This is a genomic window from Deinococcus sp. Leaf326 (assembly GCF_001424185.1).
In the GTDB taxonomy this organism is placed as follows: domain Bacteria; phylum Deinococcota; class Deinococci; order Deinococcales; family Deinococcaceae; genus Deinococcus.
Genome location: NZ_LMOM01000089.1, coordinates 1 through 2,877 on the forward strand (window position 1 = coordinate 1; position 2,877 = coordinate 2,877).

The 2,877-nt window shown below is 59.1% G+C and carries 3 protein-coding genes; all 3 read right to left on the bottom strand.

The annotated features are described in order from the left end of the window. Positions 1-84 precede the first annotated feature (84 nt). Entirely contained in the window at positions 85-465 is a 381-nt protein-coding gene (locus ASF71_RS21405; protein ID WP_235514683.1) for a transposase, read from the bottom strand. A gap of 98 nt (positions 466-563) precedes the next feature. After that, positions 564-1,031 carry a hypothetical protein gene (locus ASF71_RS24400; RefSeq protein WP_056303935.1) on the bottom strand — a complete coding sequence of 156 codons (468 nt, stop codon included), beginning with the start codon at positions 1,029-1,031 and terminating at the stop codon, positions 564-566. Positions 1,032-1,775: 744 nt separating this feature from the next. After that, a complete protein-coding gene (locus ASF71_RS21415) occupies positions 1,776-2,822 on the bottom strand; it encodes a glycosyltransferase family 2 protein (RefSeq protein ID WP_369815040.1) in 1,047 nt (348 codons plus the stop codon). Positions 2,823-2,877: the final 55 nt, after the last annotated feature.

Consider the following 2,877-nt stretch of genomic DNA (forward strand, 5'->3'; position numbering starts at 1 on the left):
TGCGGTCCTGGATGTCCGCCTCGTGGACCTTGATCGCCATGACCAGCCCTAAGGTGTCGACGAGCAGGTGACGTTTCCGACCACTCACTTTCTTGCCCCATCGTATCCGCGAGGCCCGCCAGCTTCCGTGGTCCTGACGGATTGGCTATCGATGATCGCGGCGCTGGGGGTCGCTGTGCGACCCTCACGTTGACGAACCAATTCTCGAAGGATCGTGTGGAGTGCCTCCCAGACGCCCTGGAGTCGCCAAAGACGGTGGGAGTGATAGACCGTTTGCCACGGAGGCAAATCATGAGGCATCGCTCGCCAAGCGATGCCGCCCCGCAGGACGTAGAAAATACCGTCCAGGATCTCCCGAAACGACCATTTCCTAGGACGTCCCACGGAGGCTTCTGGAGGGAGGAGCGGGAAAAGAACGTGCCATTCGGCGTCCGTCAGATCGTTGGGATAGGCAGATCGGGACATAGGTGCATCACCTCAGCCCAATCGTCCACCTTTATTGGTGCGGGAAAAACCTGCACCAGCACGTTTTTCAGACGCACTTTAGATCATCAAGACATCCATTATCGCTCGTCTCTGCCCTCGCTGTCTCCATGCGCCGAGACGAAGAAGCCCATATCGTATTCAGGCGTCGCAAACCCCCAAGACACCTGAAAGTCCAGTTGCCGAGGCTTGGGCCGATCAAGGTGAATTACAACTTCATGCACGATCCCTTGCATTCCAAACCCACGCCGCCCTGCTTGCCGTGTCATCCCCATGAGGACATCGAAACTTCGCTTATCCAGCACCGTCCAGGAGTCCTCCGGTTCCACCACGCCAGGGCGGTCCCAAAAGAAGGCTCCTCCGATCAACCCCTTCACCTCGATGTCTCGGATGTACAACGCGACCGGGCCTGTGTTGAGCAGCACCAATTGAGTCGCGGCTGTTGGCCCAGAGCGCAGACTGTCGACGGTGCGGGTCGTCGCCCAGAGCTCAGCGTCCGTTGCTCCCAGAACCTGACGCCACTTGCCCAACTGTTCTGAAGGCAACATGCTTCTTCGTATAACCGTTTCTCAACGGCGGAGTGTACTGACCTATTGTCCTTAACCAAGTGGCAAAACGAGACCCGTTGAGCATCCACGGCGCCTTGGCTTGTTGAAGCACGCGGCCCCCTTCCCCGTCATAACGAGTCAGGGAGCGCCTCTTTCAGTAAGCCCCCTCAATAGGGACGTATTCGAGCACCAGATCCTGTTTCTTCAGCAGGCTCAAGGCCAGAGTAAGAGTGGCTCGCCGTTGATTGGCTAGCGTTTTGCGCTTTGTTCTTCTCACCCTCTTCCTGTCGAGCAGACCCTAGGATTGGAAGCTTTTGGCAGAAGCCTTGGGTTGTCTCGCCGAGATTGGTCGTCTACGTCATGAGTTCAGAAACATCCTCGTGGTCGGGGCTGAGGATAACCAGGGGTGGCGACGCGTCATGAAAATTCCTGCGGCGGTGCCGCAGTGTGTGGGGAACGGAAGAGCTGCAGTGATCCGGCCTCCACTCGAATAGGCCACTGCGCCTGAGTCTTCATGAAGTATCCCCGTGCAGAGTCTCCGTGAGGTCTCCACCACTGGACCCCGCGCCAACTGTTATGGAGTCTCGTTCTGCTGCGAACTGTCATGGGATCTGAAGCGCCGCCGCTTCAGCCCAGGGCACAGAAGACTCGTCAAGTCCAGGGAAATCCTTGACGGGTGTCTAGCCCCGGGCTATTTCTCACCGACCACTAAAACGTTCAGCTCTGGCCTGTCTCTGAACACCATCAGGCCATTTTGAAGAACGGCATGTGCGCCCGCAGCCGTCGGCGACTCTCTTGAGGCAAGACCCACATCGTCAGGAACTGAAACCAACGTCGGCTCCCTGCCTTGACCTGCTGCAATTCTCTGCACAATTGCCAGAACGTTCCTGCGGAATGAGAAACATCATAAAACGGAGCGATTTGAAGCACCAGAAAGCCGCTTTGCGCCCCCCTCGACAGCACGGCTCGTCTAGTATTCAGCCACGTCCAGGAGTCCTCGGCTGAAGGTGATGGTGTGTCCGACACTCGCCAAACGGAAAGAGGATCTGGATGCATCGTGATCGACCGGCCATGAACTTCGACCGCCTCGAGAAGCCAGTCCCATTCTGGATATCTCGGAACCGCTGGCCAGGGGTGGGCCAACAGGACGCTGCGCCGGATCAGCAGGGTCGACCATTGAAGAATGGCCTCACCAGCACCCAGTCCCTTTCGGTCAAACAGGTAGTCCCCGAGCAAGGTTCCACCTTCGTATAAGCGCCAGGGCCAGACCTCATCGCCCCGAGCTGTGCGGTGAATCAGTCGGCTGCTGATGATGTCCGCATAAGGCGTCCGGTTCCAGGCCAGCTGCTTGGCGAGCTTGTCGGGGAGCCAGAGGTCACGGTCGTCGAGGAGCGCAATCCATTCTCCTCTCGCTTCCTGCACCCCAGCATTCAGGGCGTGCTCAGGAGGCAGAGGAGAGGCCAGATCAAGCACGGTCAGCCGGACGTCTCGCAGCGCTTGTAGGGCCCCGCGCACGGCGGGGTCCGCCCTGTCGGTCACCACAATCACTTCCAGCTCGTTCAGGGTCTGTCCCAAGGCACTGCGGACGGCCTGCTCTACCCACGCCGCCCCATGTCTTGCCAGGATGACGACACTCACCCGAACAGGGGGCCTCAGTGTTTGGCCTGCGCTGCTTTGGAGATTTGTTGTCATCCCGCTGACGCGCCTGGGAGTCGAAGGCGGCGCTTCTGCGGGAACGCTCCAGACTTCCTCACTGTGCCCAGGGAGCAGGTCCTGAAGCGTATCCCGCAAGTCCAGGCGAGGATCTGGACCTCTCTCCTTGCACTGTCGGAAGCTGGCCGCTGCC

Bases quoted from the DNA above. Each gene is read 5' to 3' on its own strand.
- ASF71_RS21405 (WP_235514683.1), bottom strand. From the start codon at position 465: ATGTCCCGATCTGCCTATCCCAACGATCTGACGGACGCCGAATGGCAC.
- ASF71_RS24400 (WP_056303935.1), bottom strand. From the start codon at position 1,031: ATGTTGCCTTCAGAACAGTTGGGCAAGTGGCGTCAGGTTCTGGGAGCA.